This window comes from Pseudomonas sp. ADPe (genome assembly GCF_014843515.1).
GTDB classification, from domain to species: Bacteria; Pseudomonadota; Gammaproteobacteria; order Pseudomonadales; family Pseudomonadaceae; genus Pseudomonas; species Pseudomonas citronellolis.
Map to the genome: position 1 here is coordinate 602,703 of NZ_CP062122.1, position 21,124 is coordinate 623,826.

At 55.3% G+C, this 21,124-nt stretch carries 10 protein-coding genes and 1 pseudogene; 8 read left to right on the plus strand and 3 right to left on the minus strand.

The window, feature by feature from the left end; all coding sequences use genetic code 11:
- Nucleotides 1-99: 99 nt before the first annotated feature.
- The 7 genes from IG194_RS02665 (at nucleotide 100) to IG194_RS02695 (ending at nucleotide 12,951) form a co-directional block, all read left to right on the plus strand.
- Nucleotides 100-3,288, plus strand: coding sequence for a helicase-related protein (locus IG194_RS02665; protein WP_058487224.1), 3,189 nt, complete (start codon nucleotides 100-102; stop codon nucleotides 3,286-3,288).
- A gap of 3 nt (nucleotides 3,289-3,291) precedes the next feature.
- A complete protein-coding gene (locus IG194_RS02670) occupies nucleotides 3,292-4,044 on the plus strand; it encodes a DUF4391 domain-containing protein (RefSeq protein WP_058487223.1) in 753 nt (250 codons plus the stop codon).
- Between the two features lie 135 nt (nucleotides 4,045-4,179).
- On the plus strand, nucleotides 4,180-6,057 hold the full coding sequence (locus tag IG194_RS02675) for a site-specific DNA-methyltransferase (RefSeq protein WP_225617162.1): 1,878 nt from the start codon (nucleotides 4,180-4,182) through the stop codon (nucleotides 6,055-6,057).
- A 1-nt stretch (nucleotide 6,058) separates the two neighbouring features.
- Nucleotides 6,059-6,697: a DUF4433 domain-containing protein gene (locus IG194_RS02680; RefSeq protein WP_058487222.1), complete on the plus strand. Its 639-nt coding sequence runs from the start codon at nucleotides 6,059-6,061 to the stop codon at nucleotides 6,695-6,697.
- Between the two features lie 14 nt (nucleotides 6,698-6,711).
- A complete protein-coding gene (locus IG194_RS02685) occupies nucleotides 6,712-7,770 on the plus strand; it encodes a macro domain-containing protein (protein WP_058487221.1) in 1,059 nt (352 codons plus the stop codon).
- A gap of 114 nt (nucleotides 7,771-7,884) precedes the next feature.
- Nucleotides 7,885-10,905 carry a type III restriction-modification system endonuclease gene (locus IG194_RS02690; RefSeq protein ID WP_058487220.1) on the plus strand — a complete coding sequence of 1,007 codons (3,021 nt, stop codon included), beginning with the start codon at nucleotides 7,885-7,887 and terminating at the stop codon, nucleotides 10,903-10,905.
- Nucleotides 10,906-10,923: 18 nt separating this feature from the next.
- Nucleotides 10,924-12,951, plus strand: coding sequence for an ATP-binding protein (locus tag IG194_RS02695; protein ID WP_082996238.1), 2,028 nt, complete (start codon nucleotides 10,924-10,926; stop codon nucleotides 12,949-12,951).
- Nucleotides 12,952-13,031: 80 nt separating this feature from the next.
- On the opposite strand, the gene IG194_RS02700 is transcribed toward IG194_RS02695, so the two are convergent.
- Complete coding sequence (locus tag IG194_RS02700; RefSeq protein WP_141679726.1) at nucleotides 13,032-14,054, minus strand: hypothetical protein; 1,023 nt, start codon at nucleotides 14,052-14,054, stop codon at nucleotides 13,032-13,034.
- Nucleotides 14,055-14,181: 127 nt separating this feature from the next.
- Nucleotides 14,182-19,305 (minus strand): RecQ family ATP-dependent DNA helicase, encoded by a 5,124-nt coding sequence (locus tag IG194_RS02705; protein ID WP_058487218.1) that lies wholly within the window; start codon nucleotides 19,303-19,305, stop codon nucleotides 14,182-14,184.
- A 146-nt stretch (nucleotides 19,306-19,451) separates the two neighbouring features.
- On the opposite strand from IG194_RS02705, the pseudogene IG194_RS02710 reads away from it, so the two are divergent.
- Nucleotides 19,452-19,919 (plus strand): annotated as a pseudogene (locus IG194_RS02710) (tyrosine-type recombinase/integrase); the annotation flags it as partial.
- Nucleotides 19,920-20,070: 151 nt separating this feature from the next.
- Here IG194_RS02710 and IG194_RS02715 read toward each other — a convergent pair.
- Nucleotides 20,071-20,817 (minus strand): trypsin-like peptidase domain-containing protein, encoded by a 747-nt coding sequence (locus tag IG194_RS02715; RefSeq protein ID WP_141679725.1) that lies wholly within the window; start codon nucleotides 20,815-20,817, stop codon nucleotides 20,071-20,073.
- Nucleotides 20,818-21,124: the final 307 nt, after the last annotated feature.

The window sequence follows — 21,124 nt, forward strand, 5'->3', positions numbered from 1 at the left end:
GACTGCATGCTGGCTCACCGCCATGTAGACGCTGCGCCACGCATACAAACGCGTTTATGATGCCGGGAAACTGTGAATCACTGCGCAAGGGAGCACGCAATGAGGCTGATCCAAAACGCCGGCCAAGACCGAGTGATCGATTTGCTCAACGAGCGAATGAAAGCAGATCACCAGCTAGCCTGTGCCTCCCCAGCGCTCTCCTTGTTTGCATTCTCTGAACTGGCCAAAGCCCTCGCTCAACTGCGCAAAGTTCAGTTGATTCTGCCGTCCGACAGCGAGAACCTAGGACTGCTTGGTGGAGAAGCAGACCGAGCTGCACGTAATCATCTCACTGCCCGCAGCCTCGCTCGGCGCTGCCACCAATGGCTGAATGCCAAGGTCGAGCTGAAACGCGCCAATTCAGTTATTCCTCAAGGTATCGGTTTACTGAGGGATGCCGCCGGCACGCCCGATCAGGTCGTCATGGGCTCCTTTGCACTGACCACCGACGGCCTCGGCATAACGCCCGGCAACCCCATGAGCCTGATTCAGGCCAGCGAGTCTCCCCAGGAGGCGGCGATGTTTGCGCCTTGGTTCGATAACCAATGGCAAACCCTGAATGCCCGCCCCAGTGACAAATCTGAACTGCTGAACGTCCTGCGCGAGATTGCCGAACAGCGCTCGCCGGCCACGCTGTACAACCTGGTCCTCCATCAGCTCTTCAAAGAGAAGGACGATGGGCTGGATGAAGAACGCGTGGTGAAATCTGCCACTGGCATACGCAACACGGTGGTTTGGAACAGGCTCTTCAAGTTCCAACGCGATGGCGTTGTGGGTGCCATCGACAAGCTCAACCGCTTTGGCGGCTGCATCATCGCTGACAGCGTTGGTCTGGGAAAAACCTTCGAAGCACTCGCCGTCATCAAGTATCACGAACTGCGCAACGACCGCGTACTGGTGCTGTGCCCGAAGCGCTTGCGTGACAACTGGACGCTCTACAAGGCAAACGACCGGCGCAACGTTTTGGCGTCAGATCGTTTCAACTACGACGTCCTCAATCACACCGACCTATCGCGGGAGGCCGGGCTATCCGGCGACCTCGACCTATCCCATATCAACTGGGGCAACTATGACCTGGTCGTGATCGACGAATCGCATAACTTCCGCAACAAGAAAGCGCCACGCCAAGGCCAGGAAACGCGCTACGACCGACTCATGCGCAGAATCATCCGCGAAGGTGTGAAAACCCGCGTCCTGATGCTCTCAGCCACCCCGGTCAACAACCGTCTGGCTGATCTGCGAAACCAGATTGCGTTCGTAACCGAGGGCGATGACAACGCACTGTTCGAGCATGGCATCAGCAGTATCGAAGCCACTACCCGTAAAGCCCAGCTGCAATTCAATCGCTGGCTGGATCTTGATGAGCGTGAGAAGACGCCAGAGCGCCTGGTCGAAATGCTCGGCTTCGACTATTTCACCCTACTCGACCTACTAACCATCGCCCGCTCACGCAGGCATATCGAGAAGTACTACGGTACCACTGAAACCGGCCGCTTCCCCACTCGCCTCCCCCCGAAAAACATCAAAGCTGACGTGGATGCTGCCGGGCAGTTCCGCGCAATTCGTGAAATCAACCAAGAGATTCGCCGGCTCAACCTCGCCAGCTATGCGCCTCTGCGTTACGTCCTACAGCATAAGCAAGCGGCATACGACGCCAAATACAGCACGGAGATTCGTGGCGGCGAGAGCTTCTTCCGCCAAGCTGACCGAGAAGAGAGCCTGATCCACCTGCTGCGGATCAACGTGCTCAAGCGTATGGAAAGTGCCGTTTCATCGTTCGCATTGACGCTTGAGCGTCAACTCCAAGATGTCGAGCGCACACTCGAACGCATCGAGCAGCACACCCACGAGATTGAAGAGATCGACATAGCCGATGTCGACATCGACGACCCGGCGTTTGAATCATTGCTGGTCGGCCGCAAGGTCAAAGTGCTGCTGAGCGACGTTGACCTGGTGCGCTGGAAGCAGGATCTACTGGAAGATCGCAACCGCCTAGCCACCCTGCTATCGGCGGCACAGCAAGTCCAGCCCCAGCGTGATGCCAAGCTGGCGGAGCTGCGCAAGATGCTCGCCGACAAGTGCACGAATCCAATCAATCCAGGCAATCGCAAGGTCATCATCTTTACCGCGTTCGCCGATACGGCCCGCTATCTGTATAACCAGCTAGCCTCATGGGCCAACGAAGCCTTGGGCGTACAGACAGCCTTGGTGACTGGCTCCGGCCGCAACCAAACTACCATCCCAGGCCTTCGTACCGATCTAGCTTCGATACTGACGACCTTTTCCCCGCGCTCTAAAGAGCGCCCAGCCGACCTGGCTGGGGAAGGCGAGCTGGATCTGCTGATTGCCACCGACTGCATTTCCGAAGGCCAAAACCTGCAGGACTGCGACTGGCTGATCAACTACGACATCCACTGGAACCCGGTGCGGATCATCCAGCGCTTTGGTCGTATCGACCGCATCGGCTCGCCCAACCAGCACATCCAGCTGGTCAACTTCTGGCCCAACATGGAGCTGGAGGAATACATCAATCTGGAGCAACGCGTCAGCGGCCGCATGGTTCTACTAGACGTGTCGGCTACCGGAGAAGAGAACCTGATCGAGGCACAGTCCGGCAATGCGATGAATGATCTGGAATACCGCCGCAAGCAGCTACTCAAGCTGCAGGATGCCGTTATTGATCTGGAAGACCTATCCAGTGGCGTTTCGATCACTGACCTCACCCTCACCGACTTCCGCATAGACCTGGCCCAGTACCTAAAGACCCATCCCGGCGTGTTGGAGAACATGCCACTGGGAGCCTGTGCCATTACTACAACTCGCGACGAGGACATACCGCCTGGCATTATTTTTTGCCTACGCGCAGAGGGGGAAGCGGCGGACAAGATCAGCGATGGCTACCCACTCGCCCCCCACTATCTCGTCCATGTGGCCGAAGATGAAACCGTGCTACTGCCCTTCACCCAGGCCAAACGCATTCTGGATCGGCTCAAGCATCTGGCTCTCGGCCGTGAACTACCTGATGCCAGCGCTGGCAGTCGATTCGACGAGGTAACCAAACAGGGCGAAGACATGCGCTATGCACAAAGCCTGCTGGCAGCAGCCGTGTCATCTGTAGCCGGCAAAAGCGAAGAGCGCGCCATTGCCAGCCTATTCAATCCGGCCGGTAGCCATGCGATGAAGGGCGAGTTCGCCGGCAGCAACGACTTCGAGGTAATCGCCTTTATGGTCATCTTGCCGCAGGAGTAAGCCGTGGTTGCCGAGGACATCATTGCAGCCCTGCAGCTACCAGAACAGGCGCGAGTCAACCAACGTGTGGCCAAGAAGCTGTTGATTGAGAATCTTGCCCCCACAACCTCGGATCGCCAGCAGATTAATGACGGCGTCGAAGAGGTTCAGTGGGTAGCCGCACTTAAGCCAGGCAATTGCGGAATCCCCGCTTACCGTGACGCTCAGCGTGAGTATGTGGAGGCAGCTGTGCTGCACCTCAACCTACGCCAATCCGCACGGCCGGCCAGGCTGATTGAACTGCTGCACCGTGCTGTACCGCACCCGACACTAGTGCTGGTCAGCACGCCGGACTCGTTACAGCTTTCCGTCTGCCACAAACGCTGGGCACAGAACGAAGCCGGTAAAATCGTGCTCGATGGAGATATCGCCACTGTCGCGTTGCAGGCTGCCCCCCACGTTAAGGCAGACTTTCTGGCTGCAGTAAGCTTGGAGCGACAACCGCGCAGCAACCTCTACGCGTTCTATCAAGGTTGGGTAGATACCTTGCTGGCACTGCAGGCAGCGTATCTTACCGGCAGCTTTCGCATGGCCAGCAGCCCGCCAGATGCCGCTGCAAGGCACCAAGCCTTGCAAGCCTGCATCGAGCTACAAGCGCAGATCGGCGCAGTACGTACCCTGGCTCAAAAGGCTCAGCAAATTGCCCGCCAGGTGGAGCTAAACCTGCAACTGAAGCAGTTGCAAAAGGCCCTCGACGAAGCCCAAGCAAAACTTTAGGCGGATGGCCTGCTGCAAACAGCAGCCCCTGGCCAATAACCGTTAAAAGGTTGGCGAAATGAAATACCATGCCAGCCAGCATGACACCGTGCCTGCAAACCACTATCTGCAGGCAGACCGTGAAGGAAAGAACGAATGACCCTGCAAAAAATCGACGCACAGTCGCCGGAAGCGCAAAGCGCCGACCTCAAAGCCGAAAACATAGCGAAGCTCAAAGCCTTGTTCCCTGAGCTGATCACCGAAGGCCCCAATGGCGTGGCCATCAATCAGGACGTGCTCAAACAGCTAGTCGGCGATGCCACCGTGACGGACGCCGATGAAAAATACGGCCTGAACTGGCACGGCAAACGCACCGCGCGCCAACTGGCGCTGACGCCCAGCACTGGCACCCTACTGCCCTGCCCTAACGAAAGCGTGGATTGGGACACCACACAAAACCTAATGATCGAGGGAGATAACCTCGAAGTACTCAAACTGCTGCAAAAAAGCTATGCGGGCAAGGTCAAGCTGATCTATATCGATCCACCCTATAACACCGGCCAAGATTTCGTATATCCAGATAACTTCCAAGACAACATAAAAAATTATCTTGAGATAACAGGTCAATCAGTAGCAGGCATCAAAACAAGCACTAACAACGAAAACTCTGGCCGATACCACACAGATTGGCTAAACATGATCTACCCCAGACTCGTGCTAGCACGAAGTCTACTGAGTCCTGACGGGGCAATTTTCATTTCAATAGATGACCATGAAATTCATCATTTGCGTTCAATGGTGAGTGAAGTTTTTGGCGAAGAAAACTTCTCAGCAACGGCAATCTGGGAGAAAGCTGACTCTCCACGAAATTCAGCACGACAGTTCTCTGAAGACCATGACTATATTCTAATCTTCTCCAAGGACCCCGGCTGGACACCTGACAGGCTTCCACGCACTGAAGCAGCTAACGCTATTTACTCCAACCCTGATAATGACCCAAGGGGTGAATGGCTCCCTGGGGATCCTTATGCCAACAAGCCTTACTCGAAAGGCAAATATACGATTTCCGGACCCACTGGCAGATCTTTCTCTCCTCCACCTGGAAGATTCTGGCGTATCTCTGAGGAAAAGCTAAGAGAGCTAGATGCGGATGGAAGAATTTGGTGGGGACCCAAAGGAGATGCTCGCCCAAGCATTAAGCGTTATTTAACAGAGGTTGCAGATCTAACGCCTCGCACGCTATGGAAGAAAGAGGATGTCGGCAGCAATAGAACATCGAAAAACGAACTAAGATCTCTTTTCCCTGAGAGCGAGTCGTTCGACACACCAAAGCCTATCCGACTCATAGAGCGAGTTCTGCAACTAGCAACATCACCCAAATCCGGTGATATTGTCCTAGATTTCTTCGCAGGATCAGGGACTACGGGGCATGCAACTCTATCTCTAAACTCCGCTGACGACGGGAATAGACGCTTTATTCTCGTTCAACTACCGGAGCCAATAGTATCAGGCGCATTTGAGAACATCGCAGAAATCACAAAAGAACGGCTACGCCGCGCAGGGACTAAGATCAAAGCCGAGAGCTCCATGTTCTCTGGTGATACGGGATTCCGCACTTTCAAGCTGGACACATCAAATATCCGGGCATGGAATCCAACCCCAGAAGACCTGACGGCCGATCTTCTGGCTCACCAAGAGCACGTTATTGAAGGCCGGAGCGAGTCCGACATTCTTTACGAACTGCTGCTTAAGCTCGGTCTAGACCTGTGCGTCCCCATCGAGCACCAGCAGATTGCAGGAAAAACGGTGTACAGCATCGGCGGTGGCGTACTGCTGGCATGCTTGGCTGAACAGATCACTCGTGATCAGGTGGAGGAGCTCGCTCAAGGCATGGTTGCCTGGCACAAAGGGCAAGCGCCTGCCAGCGACAGCACCTGCGTGTTCCGCGACAGCGCCTTTGCCGATGACATCGCCAAAACCAACCTGGCCGCAATCCTCAACCAGGCCGGTATCAAGAACGTGCGGAGCTTGTAAAATGGCCGTGCCCGCGCAGCCCAAGATTTACCACATCTGCCACGTGGACCGTCTGCCGTCCATCATCGCCAGCGCTGGCTTGCTGTCCGATGCAGTACTGTTGAATCAGGCGCTGCCGGGTACGGTCATAGGCATGAACCACATCAAGCAGCGCCGTCTTGAAGAACTAAGACTGGCCAGTCATCCCACACTGCATGTGGGTGAATGCGTGCCGTTCTACTTCTGCCCCCGCTCAGTGATGCTTTTCCTGATCTACCGGCAAAGCCAAGAGCTAGCGTACAGGGGCGGGCAAGGGCCTATCGTGCATTTGGAAGCGGACCTGCACGCCACTGTACAGTGGGCTAACTCCCAAGCCAGACGCTGGGCGTTCACGCTATCCAATGCCGGGGCCTACTACTTTGAAGACAGAGCGGATCTGACCCGGCTCAATGAGATTGACTGGAACGCCGTGCAAGCCCGCGACTGGCGTCAGTGCAAGGAAGGTAAGCAGGCCGAGTTTCTGCTCGAAAACAGCTTCCCCTGGCACCTAGTCGAGCGCATCGGTGTACAGTCCCGGCAAATTTATACGCAGGTAGCGAATGTGTTGCCTGCACAAGGGCACAGACCAACGGTCGAGCTACGCCCAGAGTGGTATTACTGAGTGAAGACCCTGTCATGATCGAATTTACTAGCGGCGACATCCTGCGGGATGACTCCGAAGCCATCATCAACACCGTGAACTGTGTCGGTGTGATGGGCCGTGGCATTGCCTTGCAGTTCAAGAACATGTGGCCGGAAAACTTCAAGGCTTACGAGGCTGCATGCAAGCGCGAAGAGGTGCAGCCTGGTCGGATGTTCGTGTTCGACACCAACCAGCTCACGTCGCCGCGTTACATCATCAACTTCCCCACCAAGCGTCACTGGCGCGGCAAGAGCCGCCTACAGGACATAGAAGCGGGGCTCAGTACCCTGGTGGCCGAGATTCATCACCGCGGTATCCGCTCCATCGCCATTCCGCCGCTGGGCTGCGGTCTGGGCGGGCTTGATTGGGCTGATGTACGACCGCGTATCGAGGCGGCCATGGCCGATCTGCCGGATGTGCGCGTACGCGTTTACGAACCCAAGGGCGCCCCCGCTGCAGACACCATGCCCCACAGCCGCGAAGTGCCAAGCATGACCGCTGGACGCGCCGCACTGGTGGAACTGATGAACCGTTATGTCCGCGGCCTGCTAGATCCAACGATCAGCCTGTTGGAGGTACATAAGCTGATGTACTTCATGCAGGCAGCAGGCGAGCCATTACGCCTCAAGTACGTGCAAGCCGCCTACGGCCCCTACGCCGAGAATCTTCGTCACGTATTGCGCGCCATTGAAGGCCATCTGGTCGCGGGTTATGCCGACGGCGGGGATGCCCCAGAAAAGCCGTTGACGCTGGTGCCTGGGGCAGTCGATGAAGCTAATGCCTTGCTGGCTGCCAATGCCGAGACACGAGCCCGATTCGACCGAGTCGGCGAGCTGGTGGAGGGCTTCGAGACGCCCTTCGGTCTGGAGCTGCTGGCGACAGTGCATTGGATCGTCAAGAACGGTGAACCTGTAACCAGCGTCGATGACGTGATCACCCGCACCTACGCCTGGAACACTCGCAAGAAGCAGTTCACTCCGCGCCAAATCGGCATAGCCGTCGATGTGCTGACGAACAAAGGCTGGATCGAGCCGATAGCACTAAGCGCCTGACTTCTCATGAACCTGACTCGACTCCCCATGCCGCTGCGAGGCATGGGGAGTCGATGAGCTAAATGACTAAATATCTCGCCCCTGCCTGATGGCGAGTTTGAAAATGGATTGAACATGAAACTGCACTTCGAGCCGGATCTCGACTACCAATTACAGGCCATCGAAGCGGTATGCGATCTATTCCGTGGCCAAGAGGCGTGTCGTACCGAGTTCACGGTTACCATGAAGGCTCCCTCGCCCACAGGCATCGATCTCTCGCAAGGAACTTCCCCTCAGCAGTATGCCCTCGGCATCGCCGAATCCGACTTGGGTGTCGGCAACCGCCTGACGCTGCTCGACGACGAACTGCACAAAAACCTCAGCGATATCCAGCTCCGTGGCGGCCTACCTCCTTCGGGTCTGCTCACCTCTGGCGACTTCACCGTTGAGATGGAAACCGGCACAGGCAAAACCTATGTCTACCTGCGCACGATCTTTGAACTGAATAAACGCTACGGTTTTACCAAGTTCGTCATCGTAGTGCCCTCGGTGGCAATCAAGGAAGGCGTCTATAAGTCGTTGCAGATCACCGAGGAGCACTTCAAGGGGCTCTATGCCGGCGTGCCTTACGACTACTTCCTATACGACTCGAACAAGCTCGGAGAGGTACGCAACTTTGCCACCAGCTCGACCATCCAGATCATGGTGGTCACCGTAGGTGCGATCAACAAGAAGGACGTCAACAACCTCTACAAGGACAGCGAAAAGACCGGCGGTGAGAAGCCCATCGACCTGATCAAGGCTACCCGCCCAATTCTGATTGTCGACGAACCGCAGAGCGTCGATGGCGGCCTAAAAGGAGCCGGCAAAAGCGCGCTGGATGCGATGAACCCGCTGTGTACCCTGCGCTATTCCGCAACCCATGTGGACAAGCATCACATGGTCTACCGCCTGGATGCGGTCGACGCCTACGAGCGCCGCCTGGTGAAGCAGATCGAGGTGGCCTCGGCAACGATTGAGGACGCCCACAACAAGCCGCGTGTTCGACTGGTGGCGGTAAGCAACAAGCGCGGCACAATTTCAGCCAAAGTCGAGCTAGATGTTGCTATAGCCGCCGGCGGTGTGGCGACTCAAGAAGCTACTGTGTACGACGGCGACGATCTGGAGCAGACCACCAAGCGCGCCATTTACAAAGACCTCCGTATTGGCGAAATCAACACCGCCAAGGGCGAAGAGTTCGTCGAGCTGCGCTACCCAGGTGGCGAGAAATATCTGCGCATTGGTGAAATCCACGGCGGCGTGGAGCCGTTAGCGATTCAGCGCGAAATGATCCGCCGCACGATCAAGGAGCACCTGGATAAGGAAAAACGCTTCCGCCCCATGGGGATAAAAGTGCTGTCGCTGTTCTTCATCGACACGGTCGAGCGCTATCGCCAGTACGATGCTGACGGCAATCCGGTAAAAGGCGTATACGCCACAATTTTCGAAGAAGAATACAAGCGACTTGCCAAGCATCCGGATTACCAAAGCCTGTTCAGCGAGGTCGACTTCAACCACAGCGCTGAAGAGGTGCATAACGGCTACTTCTCCATCGACAAAAAGGGCGGCTGGTCTGACACCGCCGAGAACAACGCCGGCAACCGAGAGAACGCTGAGCGCGCCTACAACCTGATCATGAAGGACAAGGAAAAGCTGCTCAGCTTCAGTACCCCCTTGAAGTTCATCTTTTCCCACTCAGCACTCAAGGAAGGCTGGGACAATCCCAATGTCTTCCAAATCTGCACGCTGCGTGACATTCAATCCGAGCGCGAGCGTCGGCAAACCATCGGCCGCGGCCTGCGTCTGTGCGTCAACCAGAACGGCGAGCGAGTGCGTGGCTTTGAGGTAAACACTCTTACGGTGATCGCCACAGAGAACTACGAGGCCTTTGCCGAGAACCTGCAGAAAGAGATTGAGGCAGACACCGGCATCCGCTTCGGTATCGTCGAGCAGCACCAGTTCGCAGCAGTCACAGTCACCGATGCTAACGGCGAGTCAAAGCCACTTGGTTTTGAGCAGTCCAAGGTACTGTGGGATTTCCTGAGAGCACAGCAGTACGTCGATGCCAAGGGCAAGGTGCAGGACTCACTCAAGCAGGCACTCAAAGATGGCCTGCTGCAGCTACCGCCTGAATTCGAGGCTCAGCGCTTGCAGATCATCGAACAATTGAAGAAGGTCTCCGGCCGCCTGGAGATCAAGAATGCAGATGAGCGCCGTGCTGTCCCTACCCGTCAGGCCGTGCTGCAGAGCGAAGAGTTCAAAGCCCTTTGGGATCGGATCAAACATCAGACCACCTACCGCGTTGACTTCGACAACGAAAAATTGATCGCTGATTGCATCGATAACCTACAGAAAGCCCCTGCTGTATTCCGCCCTCGCCTTCAATGGCGCAAAGCAGATCTGGCCATCGGCAAGTCAGGCGTAGAAGCCAGCGAGAAGAAAGGCGCTTATACAGTCAACCTGGACGAGAGCAATATCGAGCTGCCGGACATTCTGACCGACCTGCAAGATCGTACGCAGCTGACTCGCCGGACGCTGGTACGCATCCTCACAGAAAGCAAGCGTTTGGACGACTTCAAGCGCAACCCACAGCAGTTCATTGAGCTTTCCGGCGAAATCATCAACCGCTGCAAGCGCCTGGCGTTGGTGGACGGCATCAAGTACGTGAAACTGGGTGACGACAGTTTCTATGCTCAGGAACTGTTCGAGCAGCAGGAGCTGACCGGCTACCTGAAAAACATGCTGCTCAACACCGAAAAATCCGTCTACGAGCACGTGGTCTACGACTCAGCAGTCGAACGCGACTTCGCCCAGGCGCTGGAGCACAACGATGCCGTGAAGGTTTACGCAAAGCTGCCAGGCTGGTTCCGTATCCCCACCCCGCTCGGCAGCTATAACCCTGACTGGGCAATACTGGTAGAGCAAGACGGCGCTGAACGCCTGTACTTCGTGGTGGAAACCAAGAGCAGCCTGTTCAATTATGACCTGCGCCCGATTGAGCAAGCGAAGATCGACTGCGGCACCGCTCACTTCAAACTGCTTGCAACCGATGAAGCCAACCTGCACTTTGGCCGAGCGAGTAGCGTGGATGATGTAATTGCTGGCGTGCTGAGCTAACGAAATGGGACTAATTGGATGAAGCAAGTGATGACGGAAGATATGGCAGCACCACAGAACGGGGTGCGGTACGTTCATGTGCAAGCACAGGCCGATCACCTTGAGTCACTTGCTCGCGGAAAACCAGTTAATGCCCTAGCTGAGTTAATTTGGAATGCTCTGGATGCCGATGCAGATCAGGTGCACGTCCGCGTCACAGATAACGAGTTAGGTAACCCGTCAGAAATCGAAGTTCTGGACAATGGGAACGGCATTACAGTCCACGATGCAGAACAAGCCTTCGGCAATCTAGGCGGTTCTTGGAAACGAGAGTACAGAGCGTCTGCCGGCTCCCAAAAGAAACTACACGGCCGTAACGGCAAGGGCCGATTCAAGGCCTTTGCCCTAGGGCATGATGTCACTTGGGATTCAGCTTTTTTTGACAGCCAAGACAAGCTCTTCCTTCACTCCATCAAAGGCAGCGCGAGCAACCTTCAAGACTTCGAAATCAAAGAAGCACACCCCGCTCCTGCTGGCCGCTTTCACGGTACAAGAGTCCATATCACTAACCTTCAAGACTCCCTGGGTGTGCTTTCACAAGACGGAGCAGCAGCCAGACATCTTGCAGAAATTTTTGCACTGTATCTGCGCCATTATCCTGCGACAAATATCACCTTCCGCGACGAGCGCATTGATCCGAAATCAGTCCAGAAATCGCATGCTTCTGTCGAGCTTCCAGTATTTCAGGCAATAGACGGCTCCGAAGTGCAAGCAAAACTAGACATCGTCGAATGGAGCTTTGCTAAGAAGGAACGCCGGATCTGCCTATGCGATAATGATGGGTTTGCACTCCATGAAGTTGAAGCCGGTATTCGCCCTGGGAGTGAGTTTAACTTCACAGCGTTCCTGCGCTCCGACTTCATCGCCAAGCTGAACCATGAGAATCTGCTTGCTCTAGACGACCTGAATACTGATCTCCGTCGCCTGGTTGATAATGCTCGCTCAGCTATGCGTACTCATTTTCGCCGTAGAAAAGCAGAGACTGCATCAGAGCTGGTTCAGCAATGGAAAGACGAAGGTGTCTATCCGTTTGCGGGAGATGCTGGTGACGAGCTGGAGCAGGCCCGACGCGAGGTCTTCGACATCTGCGCCTTGAACGTGCACCAGTACCTTGACTCATTTCGCGAAGGACACACGAGAAACCGCCAGTTCACACTCCGGATGCTCAAAACCGCACTCGACGAGAACCCGGAAGCGCTGAAGCGAATTCTGACTGAAGTATTGGATCTTCCCAAAGAGAAACAATCTGAGCTTGCCGACCTGCTTCAATACACCACGCTTTCAGCCATTATTGAGGCAAGCAAGTTGGTTACAGACCGACTGCAATTTCTTGCCGGGCTGCACGAGCTTCTATTCGACCCCGAGTCAAAGCGCGAGCTTAAAGAGCGTACACAACTGCACCGGATGCTAGAAAGTGAGACTTGGATTTTCGGCGAAGAATATCTACTAACCAGCAGCGACGAGAACCTGAACACGGTATTGCGCAAGCACCTAGCCAAGTTGCGCCCTTCCGAGAAAAAAACTAGAAAGCAGAAAGCGGTGCTGCGAGATGACGGCTCCCAGGCAGTGATCGATTTGCTATTAGGCCGCGAAGTTCCCGCCTATGCGCGGACACGCCGAGAGTACCTAGTCGTAGAGCTGAAGCGCCCATCACAGAAAATTGACCTTGAGGTTAAGGCGCAGATTGAGAGCTATGCGATGGCGGTAGCTGCGGATGAGCGCTTCGATAAGCACAACACCTTCTGGACATTTCTCGCCATATCAAACGAGATGACCGAGGAAGCAGCACGCTCAGTACGTCAGCAGGGAAAGGCCTTCGGTTTCTTCCATGATGATCCAAACTTGAAAATAGGCTTGGCTACTTGGAGTGAAATACTCGGCGCGTCACGTGCCCGACTGGAGGCTTTCCGTGAAAAGCTGGATTACACAGCTACAAAGGACGAAGGCGTAGCATTACTTCATAGCAAGTACTCGCAATTTCTTCCGAAATCGCTACAACCGAAATAACCTTAAACCTCACTGACCAAGCCCGTTCAGGCCACATCAACACAACGACGGGCTGCCACCTTCCCCGGCCGAACAAAAACTCACCTCAATATCCGGGATGGGTTAACTACTATCGGCTGTGCTTCATAGCCATATTTCCATTGCAACTCAAACACCTGATCACGAATACATCTTTGAATCGTTGCCAAGAGTAATCTGACGGCAAATTCAACTCCTTCGGAAAGTTTCTTGCTCGTTTGTCGATCCTCCTCCCAACTGTCATGGAGGCCAAACGAGTAGCTCAGATTGGCTGAGCCATGCACGTACGACGACCTTAGGTCATACAAGTGACCCACGATATTCTTCGACTTACCTGACGCCCCCAGCCAGAGTTGAGACTTCTCCGAGAGTTGACGACGGAGATCACCGACCCCATCGCTGAAGAAAGCCTCCAACCCCTGCATCGCTCGGAAAAGCGTCTCCCCTGCTTGAACTGAAGGTAGCGACAGAGCATAGGTGAGAGCGGCAAAGGATCTCTGAACTCGGGTACGAGCTATAGCAGATGAGAGTGCACCCAATTCACCAGACCAAGAGCATACTTGGGTGAGACTAAGATCAACTATCTGCGGCCAAACAATCCTGCGACTGTCGCCAGAGAGTAATTCATACATGAACCATTGGCGCGTAATAGTCGACAATATTTTGTTATCTACAACAACAACGCCGCCAGCTACGCCAAGACAGCCCGGCCGTGCTATTTGATTGAGAACCGACACTACGTCAATAGCCTCCTTCAGTTGATTCGCTGCGAACGAGTCGAGGAGACTGGCCGGGGATTTCGACTTGCCGGTTTCAAACTTCACAAGGCATCTGACTCGTCTCAAGCTGAACAGTGAAATATCAAGACCACCAAGTAGCGCCTTCAGCTGCGACAGTACATCTACGCTCGGTACGCCTTCGCAGATATCCACATCGTTTAGCGTTGTATGAACCATGGCAAGTGCTACAGGGAATTCCTGGAGAGAACTCGCAACGCGCGCGTTGTTTTCAACGGCCCAGTCAAGTTCCTCAGGAAAGGCTGGCCGAATTGCAATCCATGCTTCTGCAGTGCGAGAAATCAACATGAGCTTCTTCGACGACTAATGTTTAGATTGAGAGACGGACTCTATCCCGCCCCAGTGAACGAAGCGAACGATTTGAAACTATTAGAGGCATGCCTTTCAACATTTTGGGGTATTCCACCACGCGCCACTATCCTCGTACTCTCGGCACAACTACCTCCCAGCGCTCACTCTTGTTCAAATCCCTATACTGCTCCTCGCTATCCTCAGTAAACCGCACCACCACGGCAGCTACTTCGCATTGATCGAAGCCGATCTGTGGCTGGAATGACTTGGCGGTTCGCCCTACCACGTTGCCTTGCCTGTCGAGCAGTTGATAGCGGCCAGCCTCTTCCTTCAGCGTCAGCGGATCACCCTCGCGAAGTGCCTCAACCGCCTTATGTATTCGGGCATGCGGTGATTGACGACCGGAAAAACCAATGTCGATCTCCTTCAGCGTGAGTTGCTGAAAGCGCACCTCTAGCTCAGGAAGAGGTTGTCCCTGAAACTCATGCTGCTGAACATCCTTCATCAGGCTGCGACTGAATGGGTTGCCGTCAGCAAACTCGCACAACGTCAGGGTCTGTTCGGCTCGAGTCATCCCCACGTAGTACAAACGTCGCTCATCAGCCAAGGTATCGACCTGCGTGCTCCAGCCACCATCCAGCAGAATGACATGGCGGAACTCCAGACCTTTGGCCGAATGCACGGTGCCCAGATAGAGGCCTTCCTTCGGCTGTTGACGCAATTCACGGGCGTAGTCGTAAAGCCAGTCGGTCAAGGCAGCACTGCCAAGCTGGCAGTCGCCCAACTCTCCTCGCATTTGTTCAAAGGCTATCTGGAAGAAATTCCTCCACTCGGCCTCCGCCAGTTGATTGCTATCCGAAAAACGCTGCCATGCGTCAGCCGCGCACAAAGCGCCTTCGATTGCTCGCAGAGAGTCTATTGCAGCCACGAAACTTCGCTGCCGAGTAAGGGGTAACGCCGTTTCTTTGTCTGCGGCCAGGAAATAAGGAATATCGTGCTGCTCGCACCAGGCCTGGATCGGCCACAGATAGCGATGCGTCCGAGCCAGAACCGCACAGCCGTTCCAACTCCCCTGCTCGAGCACCAGTAACCGCTCCAACTCCACCATGGCCGCCTGAGCCTGCAGATTGCCGCGCTCACGGTCGCTCGGGTCGATCAGCAATCTCAGTACCCGGCCTTTGCGCTGCTCATCCTGCTCTTCCCATAGCCCGCCGGCAGGCAGCTCCTGCCGCCCCCTGTCGATCCGGATGGGATTGGCCTCTTTCAGTCGAGCCGAATTCTGGCCAATGAGCCGGTTGGCCGCCTCAATGATGCACAGGGAAGAACGGTAGTTATCGACCAGGAAGCTGGTCGACGCCTCATAGTCGTCGCGGAAGCGCTCGATATAACGATTGTTGGTATCGCGCCAGGCATAGATGTTCTGGTCATCATCGCCTACCGCCATGATGCACAACCGGCCATCCTCTTCCGCGTGCCGCCCAGCCAGAGCACTTACCAGACGGTATTGCAGGTCGTCGATGTCCTGGTATTCGTCAACCAGGATATAACGGTATCCGCGCAGTAACTGCTCGCGGAGGTCGTCTTCTCCCTCAACATTACGCTTACCCTCCAGCAACTCGACGGCATCGCTCAATACCTGCTTGAGAGCTCGCTCGTCGACCGTAGCGCCTCGCTCAAAACGAGTACCGGTCAACCGCATGGCCATGCTGTGATAGGTCAGAACGCTGACACCGTAGGCATCGGCCCCGACCAGCACCAACAGTCGCTTGCGAATCTCGTTCGCCGCGTGGCGGTTGAAGGTCAACGCCACAATGCTGGTCGCTGGCACTCGCCGCACCCGTAGCAGGTAAGCAATGCGGTGCACAATCACACGTGTCTTGCCAGAGCCCGGCCCGGCCAATACCAGCCGGTTGATGTCATCGTCGTCAGCGACTATCAGTTTTTGAGTGGTGCTCAGCGACTCGATGATCGATTTCCATGACTCCTCGCTGGTCGCCAGCTTGAGCACATCCTCCCGCCCCGCGAAATGGCGTTTGATAAACGCCTGCTTGGAGTCGGTGAAGTAATCCAGTACCAGGCGCAACGCCTCGGCCATCTCCTTCAGCGCCACTTCGGCATACTCGCGCATTACGTGAACCTGGATGCGCTTCTCGCGGTAGTGCTCGTCGAGCCGCAGGTAGTCCTCCTTGAGGAAGGTCTTGCGCTTATCCTCCTTCTTGACCCCGATGGTCATGGCGCGGCGCATGACCGTCATGCCGTGATTGAGGACCAGAATGTCCTGCCGGTGCAGATAGAGCAGGACATGCTCGATCACCTTGCGGCGCCTGTTCGGCGGAATCAGATGCGGCAGTTCGAGGTCGCTTTCGATCACCTGAAGCAATTCGCCAAAACTCGTTTCGACCAGCAGATCCGCGCCACGCAATCCTGCCGGTAGCTTACCGACCAACAGTTCCAGGAACTTGCTAGCCAATACGCGCCGCACGTCACCAAAGCCCACGATCTTCGCCCAGGAATGACCACCCTTGATGCGCAGTTTGAGGTAGTCACGATTGAGTTGCCTGAGCTCAAAGCTACTGCGCTGCTGATCATCGGCATCATGATCCTGGGCCAAGCTGCGCAACAGCCGCAGCACATGCAGCGGGAGCAGCTCCTCCAGCCCTGTCGTTACCTTAAGTTCAGCGGTCAGTGCCGGCAGATTCAGATCCTGCCAACCGCCCTGCTCGGCGTCCGGCGCCTGCTCTGGCAAGCACTGCAGCAATGCCTTTTCCAGCTCCAGGGTGTTTTGCAGGCGCTGACTGGAAGCCCCCGTCACACCATGGCGCACATACAGCGTTATCTGCGAGTCGTTGACCAGCAGCCCCATCTCCTCCAATTGCTTGAGTGCGCTGGCAACCTCTTCCGATTCCAGACTGGTCAACTGCATCAACTGGTCGGTGTTCACCCGTTCATCAGCATCGGCGCCGTAGAGAAAGCGCAGAATAGCCCTGAACTCCTCCAATCGACGTTGCGGCAACTCGGCCTTCAGCAAACGTTTCTCGGCCTCTTCCTCGCTCACATCCAGCCGTGCCGGGAAAATCTGCGTATGGTTTTCCTCACGTTTGAGGTAATCACCACGCTCCAGCCAGGCAACCGCCGTAACGACCTTGGTTTCGGCATCACGCTCATCCGCGGAGAAGGTGGTTTCAATGTCATCGTCCAAGAGGATTTCACCCGCTGTGATGACCAGCTTGCCGCCCTTTCGCCGATTGCTCTCGTTACGCAACTTGCGCAGGATCTGCTGGATGTCACGGATGCTGAGCTTCGAGCGCTCACTCATGCCGAACTGGGTTTCAATGTCTTGCGGGTCGTACAACAGCACACAACGCGCATCTCCCTGATCACGCCCAGCCCTGCCCGCCTCCTGAAGGTAGTTCTCCAACGAGCCCGGTATGTCGGCATGAACAACGAGACGGATGTCAGCCTTGTCCACGCCCATCCCGAAAGCGTTGGTGGCAACGATGATTCTCAGTTGCCCAGCCTTGAAATCGTCCTGAATATCCGTTTTGGTGTTGGGCTCAAGACCGGCATGGAAGTGCTTGCAAGGCCACCCTTGGCCAATCAGGAAATCGGACAGTTCCTCAGCACTCTTGCGACTGGAAACGAAGACGACTGCACCACCTTCCTGAGCGTCCAGGTGCTCACGCAATAACCCATCCGTACGCGACCACTTCTCTGCCTTGGTGCAGGGCAGCACGTCAAAATGCAGATTGGTTCGCTCGTGCCCTCCAGGGAACACCTTGAATTCAATGCCCAGGCTTTCCCTGAAGTGGCTCTGGATATCCGCGAGCACATCGGGCTTGGCCGTCGCGGTAAAACAGCCGATCTGCGCCAGCGGTTGGTCATCGGTGTACTCCCGGATGAAGCGGGAGACATAAAGGTAGTCTGGCCGAAAGTCGCTACCCCATTTCGATAGGCAGTGCGCCTCATCAAAAATCCAGGCACCGACCTGACGCTGGCGGATCGCTCTCCGGAAAGCCTTGTTGCGGAACTGCTCGGGCGACACCAGCAAAATGCCGACGTCGCCCATCTGGATCTTTTCCAGTACCTCGGCACGCTCCGGCACGGTCAATAGGCCATTCAGGGCTGCTGCGCACTGAACGTTGCGCTCCAGCAACCCGTCGACCTGATCCTTCATAAGCGACTGCAACGGCGAAACGATGACGGTAAGGCTGCCGTTACGATGGAACCGATTCAACGCCGGCAATTGGTAACATAGCGACTTGCCCCCGCCAGTAGCCAGGATGGCCAGTACATGCTGGCCACGCATGCCGGCCAGCACGATATCGTGCTGAAGACTCTTCCCTGGCTGCTCATAGCGAAAATCAGGGAAGCCGAAATAGCGCTTGAGCTCGTGACGTGGGTCATGAGTCGTCTGGCAATACTGACAATCCTCTCGCTCACACGGCACGTCACGCAGTTCGGAGATCAGCCGGCCAACATCCGGAAACTGATGTCGCACCCAGGGCGCCAGTACCGAGTTGCCGCCAGATACACGGAGCCAGGCCAGTGCGTAGGCCACCGCCCAATGCAGATCCTCCCGCTGTAAATCCTCCTCAAGTAGTTGCTCAAGCCGTGCTCGGCATACCTTCAAGTCACGCTGAAGGGCTGGATCCGTCTCTTGCAGCAATTGCGCAATCAGTACGCCAAGTTCGGATACAGATTTTGGAGACTGCCCAGTCAAGGATGCGAAGAAGGCCCCCAAATCCCCCTTCATACTCGGCGCCAGCAACGCCTGATAGCAGAGAAGCTCTGTCTGGCTGGTCTCGTTCAACCGAGTGAAGGCCTGGCGTTGATCCTGGAAAAGAACCAGCGTCGAGCGGCAGTCGGACAGCGGCGAATTGAGGCTGTCGCGGATAAGCTTGTAATCCTTGACCAACCGGTGGTATGGGTTCTGCGGAAACGCCAACGGCGACAGACGCAGCGTGTCGATGACAGGCAAGGCATGCAAGGCCATGCCGGGCGAGTGTCGGCGCAAGATGGGCAGGTCATGGTCGATAACGTTGTGCCCAAGCACGAAGCTCGCCCCCTCGGCCAGCGCATCCAACTGCTGCAAGGCTGGGGACGGGTTTCCAGCGACCTTCAGTTCCAGCTCTGCCCCCGAGTCAGGCCGAAGGGCACCGACCATCATGATCCGGGCAAGCTGACCGCTCTTGGGCGGCACCACCTCAAGATCGAATATCAGGCCTCTGGGCTCAGGAAGAGACGACATCAAACGAGCATTCCCTGCTTAAGATATTGCAGCAATCATCATTCAACGAATGAGCGTTGAAAAGTTACTGACATCATCATGCCATCAAATCTACGTTAAGAGATCTACGTTACGACCACAAATAGGAACTGCGATTACCCGCTGGCCGCTGGGCGGATATCAACATCGAGAAGAGGATTTGGACAGACTCCTGCCGAGCGCATGAAGCAACACCGTACGCATATCGTCCCGCTCACGGGGCTCTCGCGCTCCTGGAAGCGATCAAGCCCTACAGTGGACACCGAGAGTACGTATTCCCCCACTGCAACAGCCAGACCGCCAACATGGCACTGAAACGCATGGGTTTCGAAGGGCGCTTGGCCAGCCACGGCATGCGCTCGATGGCCAGCACTATCCTCAACGAGCAAGGCTGGGATCCTGAATTGATTGAGGTAGCGCTTGCTCACGTCGACAAGGACGAGGTTCGCAGCGCCTACAACCGGGCGGATTACATCGAACGTAGACGTCCGATGATGGCTTGGTGGAGCGAGCATGTTCAGGCGGCAGCTACTGGAAACCTGTCGGTATCAGCTATCAGGGAAAATCGGGACAGAAAAGTCGCCTCGATACGCTAATCAAGTGGGCTACTATCATAGCCCTTATCACATGCGGTCATAACGCTTAGAATCGCAGGCCATCTCAACCCGAAAAGCCGAAGCCTTCTTTCGACTGGGGTGAATCACCCAGCGCCCCAGCCCTTACTCCGAATAAGCAACACTGACACCTCTAGAGCGCGCTCTCAGGAAGCCTAACTCCATTATCACGCAAGAACTGATTTATCTCTTTCGCAGTAACGAATTCAGTCGAATATATAGATGGGGCCCCCGTCGCAAAGCTTTCACGTCGACGGCTTATCACGCCCGCCAAACATCCGCTCTTCACTTCATACAGCGCACCACCGCTTGTCCCTTCGGGGTAATAGCCCGTCAGGTGACTTGTCCACATAGCTCCTTGAGAATAGCTCATATAGTCCGGCGAGCCATACGAGCGAGATGAGCCATTATGAAACTCAGAGACCACAAGCACTTCTTGAGCAGGCTTAATTTGTTTTTCACATATCCGCACCGAAGCCAACCCAACCACTGTCGGCTGAATATCTCTGCCATTTCGAACACGGAGAATTGCAAGATCAAGAATCGCAGGGTCGTCAATGGCCACTACCTCAGCCTCTACCCAGGCCCCTCTTTTTCCGACCCTGACTTGACTATCCTCAGGCATATTTAGAAACAGGTGGGAAGCAGTAATCACAAGATCAGATGACAGCCAAGAAGCCGAGCCCAAGCTTTTCACTTTATCAGAAGACACTTCAATTGATAGCGCTCTAGCATACCCCTCCATGCCGATATCGATTTGCTGAGCATCCGCACTCTGCTCGTTGAGCGCACACCCCGAAACCAACGCACCAATCGAAGCCAGGGACAGAGCTAAACCCCTCATAGCTATATTTTTAGCTCCAGATGACAGAGCAATCACTTAAAGAACTCCCAACAAAAAAGACACACACCACCCCTTAAGCCCGGCAATATTATCTAAACCAAGCAAGCCGTCCAGCAATGCGTCTATAATAACCACCGCGCGCCAGAACAACCAAGCCTTTGCCAATATTCTCTAGCAAGAAATATTTCCAAGATCTCACTGAGATGCACACGATACTGCCGCCACTTACATATCACCCACGCAACCAATGGCGACAATAAAAAACAAAACCAGGCTTTAGCATGGCACGACAAAAACAACACCCGCCACATGCTCCCAATAAAACTCAAATGTTTACAGTACT

Bases quoted from the DNA above. Each gene is read 5' to 3' on its own strand.
- IG194_RS02675 (WP_225617162.1), top strand. From the start codon at position 4,180: ATGACCCTGCAAAAAATCGACGCACAGTCGCCGGAAGCGCAAAGCGCC.
- IG194_RS02700 (WP_141679726.1), bottom strand. From the start codon at position 14,054: ATGTTGATTTCTCGCACTGCAGAAGCATGGATTGCAATTCGGCCAGCC.
- IG194_RS02705 (WP_058487218.1), bottom strand. From the start codon at position 19,305: ATGTCGTCTCTTCCTGAGCCCAGAGGCCTGATATTCGATCTTGAGGTG.
- IG194_RS02690 (WP_058487220.1), top strand. From the start codon at position 7,885: ATGAAACTGCACTTCGAGCCGGATCTCGACTACCAATTACAGGCCATC.
- IG194_RS02685 (WP_058487221.1), top strand. From the start codon at position 6,712: ATGATCGAATTTACTAGCGGCGACATCCTGCGGGATGACTCCGAAGCC.
- IG194_RS02680 (WP_058487222.1), top strand. From the start codon at position 6,059: ATGGCCGTGCCCGCGCAGCCCAAGATTTACCACATCTGCCACGTGGAC.
- IG194_RS02695 (WP_082996238.1), top strand. From the start codon at position 10,924: ATGAAGCAAGTGATGACGGAAGATATGGCAGCACCACAGAACGGGGTG.
- IG194_RS02665 (WP_058487224.1), top strand. From the start codon at position 100: ATGAGGCTGATCCAAAACGCCGGCCAAGACCGAGTGATCGATTTGCTC.